Raw genomic sequence first — 6,785 nt, forward strand, 5'->3', positions numbered from 1 at the left:
ATCCATGTGATGGCTATTACAGTTTCCTCATAAGCATCGGACGTCCTACATCCGATAACAAATAGACGAAATGGTGAGTCAACAGAATGAGCAATACTCTTCAGAACCTGCCTGCGACACCCGCATCACGGCGTACGTTCCTCAAGGCCGCTGGCGTCTTGGGTGCAGCAACCGCTTTCACTGCAACTCTGGCCGCTTGCGGATCCAATGACGCTCCCAAAGAAGGCACCAACACGGCCGCCGTGAACAAGGATCTCAGCATCGAAGCTGGCATTTCCTACTCACTGTCCACCGGGTTCGACCCGATGAGCTCCTCAGGCGCCACCCCGCTGGCCGCCAACCTGCACATCTTCGAAGGCCTGGTGGAACTCCACCCGGCAACACGCAAGCCCTACAACGCTTTGGCTGCCGCCGACCCCAAGATGGTTGACGACACCACCTACCAGGTCACCATCCGCGACGGCGCCAAGTTCCACGACGGCACCCCGGTCACCACCGACGACGTTGTTTACTCCTTTGAGCGCGTCAAGGACCCGGCCAACAAGGCACTGTTCGCACAGTTCATCTTCTTCATTGACTCCGTCAAGAAGGTTGACGAGAAGACCGTTGAATTCAAGCTGAACACCCCGTTCGCCGGCTTCGGCCCTCGCATCTCAGTGGTCAAGGTTGTCCCCAAGGCCATCGCCTCGGCTGACCAGAAGGCCTTCGACGCCAAGCCGATCGGCACCGGCCCGTACAAGTTCGTTTCCGCAGCCAAGGACGACAAGATCGTCTTCGCCCGCAACGACGAGTACAACGGCCCGATGCCGGCACTGGCCAAGGACATGACCTGGTTCCTGCTCTCCGACGCCTCAGCCCGCGTGACTGCCATGCAGTCCGGCCGCGTCCAGGCAATCGAGGATGTCCCCTACTTGGATGTTGACGCACTCAAGTCCAAGGTTGATGTTGAAGCCGTGCAGTCCTTCGGCCTCATGTTCCTCATGTTCAACCTGACCAAGGCTCCCTTCGACAAGAAGGAAGTTCGCCAGGCCCTGCACTACGCCCTGGACAAGGAAAGCATCATCAAGACTGCCCTGCTGGGCAACGCGACTGCCGCGTCCTCCTACTTCCAGGAAGGCAGCCCGAACTACCAGAAGGCATCCACGGTTTACACCTACGACGCCGACAAGGCCAAGTCGCTGCTGTCCGCCGCCGGTGTCAGCGGTTTGAAGCTGACCCTGACCAGCACGGATACCGCGTGGGTCAAGGATGTTGTGCCGTTGATCAAGAAGAACTGGGATGCCATCGGTGTTGAAACCACTCTTGAGCCCCTCCAGTCTTCAGCCGTCTACGGCCCGGACAAGGTTGGCGGCCTGAAGTACGACGTCGTGGCAGCACCCGGCGATCCCTCGGTGTTCGGTAACGACGCTGACATCCTGCTGAGCTGGTTCTTCCGCGGCGACACCTGGGCCAAGAACCGCTTCGCCTGGAACAACTCGGCAGAATACAAGGAAGTTCAGACCAAGCTGAACGCTGCTCTGGCCGCTCCCGAAGCTGACGCCAAGAAGCTCTACAGCGAAATCATCAACATCATCGCCGAAGAAGCACCGCTGTACCCGATCTTCCACCGCAAGCTGCCCACCGCGTGGGACAGCAAGAAGCTCAGCGGCTTCGCACCCCTGCCCACCACGGGCGTGGCATTCATCGGAGTTGGCCGGACCTCCTAGGTTCGTCCGCTTTTCACAGACCGGAGGGGCTGTGGCCGTTCCTTGGCCACGGCCCCTCCCGTCTGAGACCATCTTTCCTATGACGCAGCACACAGTCCCCCTGAGGCGCTGCAAATAGAACCGGAGCTAGTACATTGGCAAACTTTTTGCGACTGCTGGGACGCCGGCTCGCAGCACTACCGTTGATGATCTTGGGTGTCACCCTGCTCGTCTTCGTAGTACTGCAGTTCGCTCCCGGTGACCGTGCCGTTGCCGCGCTAGGCGAAGGCGCCTCACAAGAGGCCCTTGAGCAATACCGCGAAGTCAACGGATTCAACGATCCCCTCTTCATTCAGTACTTCACCTACCTGGGCAAGCTCATCACCGGCGACTTCGGCACCACTTTGCCCCCCGCAAAGCCCATCACCGAAGTCATCGCCAGCGCCTTCCCCGTCACGCTTCAACTGACGTTCCTTGGCGTTGTCATAGCAGTCGTGATCTCCCTTGTCTTTGGTGTTCTTGCGGCCCTGTACCGCGACACCTGGGTTGACCAGGCCATCCGTGTATTCTCGGTTGCAGCCATCGCCACCCCGTCCTTCTGGTTGGGCATCTTGCTTATCCAGTGGTTCGCGCTCGGCGACAACTCCTGGTTCCCCTCAGGCGGCCTTGCCGATCCGGATGACGGCTTCATGGGCTGGCTCAAATCCATGACCCTTCCGGCGCTGGCCCTGGCCATCCCCGTCTCTGCCTCACTCATCCGGGTGGTCCGCACCTCCATGGTTGAGGAACTGGACAAGGACTACGTCCGCACAGCCATCGGCAACGGCGTCCCCTACACCACAGTTGTTTCCCAGAACGTGTTGCGCAACGCCCTTGTCACCCCGGTGACGGTGCTGGGACTTCGCATCGGCTACCTACTCGGCGGCGCCGTCGTCATTGAAATGATCTTCTCCCTGCCGGGCATGGGCCAACAGATCCTCAACGGCATCACCAGCGTTGACACCAACCTGGTGCAGGGCGTTGTGCTGGTCATTGCCGTGACGTTCGTGCTTGTGAACATCTTGGTGGACCTTCTCTACCTGCTCATCAACCCCCGAATCAGGACGGTCTAAGTCATGCGTAGCAAACTTGCCGAACGGCTAAGCGCGCCGGGCCTGCGCTTCAAGGCCCTGACCCTGGGCTCCAAGTTGGCCCTCCTCTTCCTGATCTTCATTGCCCTTGTGGCCATCCTGGCTCCCTGGATTGCGCCGCACGATCCCCTGGAAACAGGCGATCCCGCCCAGGCACCCAGCGCTGAGCACTGGTTCGGCACCGATCGCATTGGCCGCGACATTCTCTCCCGCCTGATGTACGGCGCCCAAGCGTCCCTGATGATCGGACTCGGTGCGGTTGCCCTGGCCATCATTGTTGGTGGCACCTTGGGCTCCTTGGCGGCAACCTCCACCAAGGCAGTCAACGAAACCATCATGCGCGTCATGGACGTTCTGATGGCATTCCCCGGTATTGCCCTTGCCGCCGTGCTGTTGACAGCCTTCGGCAACTCGGTGCCCACCATCATCTTGGCCATCGGCATCATCTACACCCCGCAGATTGCCCGCGTGGTCCGCGCCAACGTCCTGGCCCAGTACGGCGAGGACTATGTCCGGGCCGAACGCGTCATTGGTGCCGGCCGCGCCTACATCCTGCTCAAGCACATTGTGCGCAACACGGCAGCCCCCGTGTTGGTGTTTGCAACCGTCATGGTTGCCGACGCCATCATCCTGGAAGCCTCCCTGTCCTTCTTGGGCGCAGGCATCCAAGACCCCAACCCGAGCTGGGGCAACGTCATCTCCTACGGACGCAACCTGGTGCTCTCCGGCGGCTGGTGGGCAACCACCTTTGCCGGTATGGTCATCCTGCTCACGGTACTGTCCCTGAATATCCTGGCTGAAGGCCTCACCGACGCCATGGTTAACCCCAAGCTGAAGAAGGCTCCTCGAGTCAAGGACGACGACGGTTCGGCAGCTGCCGCTCTGGAGCTCGCCAAGGCTGATGCTGCCGCACGCGCAGCCATTGAGGACCCGTTCGCGGCCCTGAACAAGGAACTGCTGCTTCTGCAGGCTGTTGAAAAGTCCCGTTCGGACCGCCTCCCCCAGGTTGGCCCGGACGCCCGCGTGATCCTGGAAGTCAAGAACCTTTCCATCCGCTTCCCGGGCCGCTTCGACCAAACCCCCATTGTGGACAACGTCTCCTTCACCGTTCGCGAAGGCGAAACCATGGGCCTGGTGGGCGAATCCGGTTGTGGCAAGTCCATCACCTCCCTGGCCATCATGGGTCTGCTGCCCAAGACGGCCGAAGTGACCGGCTCCATCACCTTTGATGGCAAGGAACTTCTGGATCCGGCCACCAAGCACAGCTCCGCGAAGGCTTATGAGGGCCTGCGCGGCGAGCAGATCGCCATGGTTTACCAGGACGCGTTGAGCTCCCTCAACCCGTCCATGTTGATCAAGGACCAGATGTTGCAGCTGACCCGCCGCAACGGCCGCAAGACTCCTGCGGAGCTGCTGGAACTGGTGAAGCTGGATCCGGTGCGCACGCTCAAGAGCTACCCGCACGAGCTTTCCGGCGGCCAGCGCCAGCGTGTGCTGATCGCCATGGCCCTGTCCCGTTCACCGAAAATTGTGGTTGCCGATGAGCCCACCACGGCTTTGGATGTGACTGTGCAGAAGCAGGTTGTTGACTTGCTGAACGAACTGCGCGAGCAGCTCGGCTTCGCCATGGTCTTCGTCAGCCATGACCTTGCCTTGGTGGCCTCCCTGGCCCACAAGATCACTGTCATGTACGCCGGCCAGGTGGTGGAGTCAGCACAGGCTTCGGAGCTGTTGACCCACCCCACCCACGAATACACCCGTGGCCTGCTGGGCGCCGTTCTCTCGATCGAGTCCGACGCCGTCCGCCTGCACCAAATCCCGGGTACGGTTCCCTCACCCCGTGAGTTTGCCCTGGGCGACCGCTTTGCCGGCCGTTCGCAGCGTCCCGACGCTGATCCGAGCCAGCAGCTGGCGTTTGTCCCCATCACCCGTGACGGTGTGACAACTGACCACTTCTGGGCGAGCCACAGGCCCGAGGATGCGCTGGCAGTTTCCGGCACAGAAAAGGACAACGCATAATGAGCAAGCACACAGCGCCCGTTTCCGCGACAACACCGGTTATTGAGCTCAAGGACCTGCACGTCCACCACCGGACACGTTCCGGCGGGCTGTTCAAGCCCAGCTACGTCAAGGCCGTCAATGGCGTTGACTTCTCCATCAGCCGCGGCGAAACCGTGGGCATCGTTGGCGAATCCGGCTGTGGCAAGTCCACCCTGGCCTCGGTGCTGGTTGGTCTGCAGGAACCCACCTCCGGGCAGGTCCTGTTCCACGGCAAGCCGGCCATCAAGCGCAACGCCAGCATGCGCAAGGAATTTGGCCGGTCCGTCTCGGTGGTCTTCCAGGACCCCTCCACGGCACTGAACCCGCGCATGACCATCCAGGACATCCTGGTTGACCCGCTGGCTATTCACGGCATTGGCACCGGCGCATCGCGTCTGGCCAAGGTCGCAGAACTACTGTCGCTGGTTGGCTTGCCGCAGTCGGCAGCCGAGGTCACGCCGTCGCAAGTTTCCGGCGGACAGCGCCAGCGTGTGGCCATTGCCCGCGCACTGGCCCTGGACCCGGACATCATTGTGGCCGACGAGCCCACCTCCGCGCTGGACGTTTCCGTCCGCGCCCAGGTGCTGAACCTGCTTTCTGACCTGAAGAAGGAACTGAACTTGGGCATGGTCTTCATCAGCCATGACATCCAGACGGTCCGCTACGTGTCAGACCGCATTTGCGTCATGTACTACGGCCAGATTGTTGAACAGGGCTCGGCTGAGCAGATCTTCGACAACCCGTCCAACGACTACACGAAGAAGCTTCTCGGCGCTGCGCCGTCACTTCTGCACATCTAATTTTTCTACTAATCAACACAATTTTGGAGTAATCCCGTGACTACTGTCGCTTCCCGTTTCCAGGGCGTCATCCCGCCCGTATGCACCCCCCGCACCGCTGATGGCGCCATCGACGTCCCCTCCTTGGAGAACCTCACCCGCCACCTGCTCGACGGCGGCGTCACCGGCCTGTTCGTCAACGGCTCCTCCGGCGAGGTCACCCACATGACCAACACCGAGCGCGACACCGTGCTGACCACCATTGCCGGCGTCAACGCGGGCCAGGTTCCCTTGCTGGTGGGTGCTGTTGAGCAGACCACCAACCGCGTCATCGAAGAGGCACGCCGCATGGTGTCCCTCGGTGCCGACGGCGTTGTGGCCACCAGCCAGTACTACGCCATCAGCAACGCCGAAGAAAACGGCCGCCACTTCCGAGCGATCGCCGCATCCGTTGACGTTCCCGTCTTCGCCTACGACGTTCCCGTGCGCACCCACTTCAAGCTGCCCACCGACCTGCTCGTCGAGCTGGGCCGCGAAGGTGTCTTGGCAGGTGTCAAAGACTCCTCCGGTGATGACGTCTCCTTCCGCCAGCTGCTCATCGCCGCCAAGGACATCCCGAACTTTGACATCTTCACGGGCCACGAAGTGGTTGTTGACGGCGCCCTCCTCGGTGGCGCCCAGGGTGTTGTTCCGGGCTTGGGCAACGTTGACCCGGCCGCCTACCGCCGCCTGTTCGACCTGTCCGTGGCCGGCGACTGGGCCGGTGCTGCTGCTGAGCAGGACCGCATCACCGACGTCTTCAACATTGTCTACACCCCGAAGGCTGGCCGCGTTTCCGGCAACGCCGCAGGTTTGGGCGCGTTCAAGACGGCGCTGATGCTCATGGGCATCATCAAGACCAACGTCATGAGCACCCCGATGCTCGCCCTGGACGAGGACGAGACCGCAGCCATCAAGGTCATCCTTGCGCGCACGGGCTTGATCTAACACTCCTTTTTACAACTGACCCGCAGAAAACGCCGAAAATCACTCCAAAATGAGTGATTTTCGCCGTTTTCTGCGGGACCCTTCTATATTTGTCAAGCCGAGGCCGGGGTCTCGATTTTTGAGTTGAGGATTTTGTAGACGGTGCGGGCGAGGTAGCGTTTGAT

General features: G+C 61.1%; 5 protein-coding genes. All 5 read left to right on the forward strand.

Going from position 1 to position 6,785, the window contains the following annotated elements; genetic code table 11:
• Positions 1 to 86 precede the first annotated feature (86 nt).
• The 5 genes from ACX80Q_RS16750 (at position 87) to ACX80Q_RS16770 (ending at position 6,621) form a co-directional block, all read left to right on the forward strand.
• Positions 87 to 1,706, forward strand: coding sequence for an ABC transporter substrate-binding protein (locus ACX80Q_RS16750; protein ID WP_459331671.1), 1,620 nt, complete (start codon positions 87 to 89; stop codon positions 1,704 to 1,706).
• A 134-nt stretch (positions 1,707 to 1,840) separates the two neighbouring features.
• Complete coding sequence (locus ACX80Q_RS16755) at positions 1,841 to 2,797, forward strand: ABC transporter permease (protein WP_459331672.1); 957 nt, start codon at positions 1,841 to 1,843, stop codon at positions 2,795 to 2,797.
• A 3-nt stretch (positions 2,798 to 2,800) separates the two neighbouring features.
• Positions 2,801 to 4,834, forward strand: coding sequence for a dipeptide/oligopeptide/nickel ABC transporter permease/ATP-binding protein (locus ACX80Q_RS16760; protein ID WP_459331673.1), 2,034 nt, complete (start codon positions 2,801 to 2,803; stop codon positions 4,832 to 4,834).
• The gene (locus ACX80Q_RS16765) at positions 4,834 to 5,655 is read left to right on the forward strand and encodes an ATP-binding cassette domain-containing protein (RefSeq protein ID WP_459331674.1); all 822 of its coding nucleotides are present in this window, start codon (positions 4,834 to 4,836) and stop codon (positions 5,653 to 5,655) included. Before ACX80Q_RS16760 ends, ACX80Q_RS16765 begins: the two co-directional genes overlap by 1 nt.
• 36 nt (positions 5,656 to 5,691) lie before the next feature.
• Positions 5,692 to 6,621: a dihydrodipicolinate synthase family protein gene (locus tag ACX80Q_RS16770; protein ID WP_459331675.1), complete on the forward strand. Its 930-nt coding sequence runs from the start codon at positions 5,692 to 5,694 to the stop codon at positions 6,619 to 6,621.
• The last annotated feature ends 164 nt before the right edge of the window (positions 6,622 to 6,785 follow it).

It is taken from the genome of Arthrobacter sp. HLT1-20 (assembly GCF_054510895.1).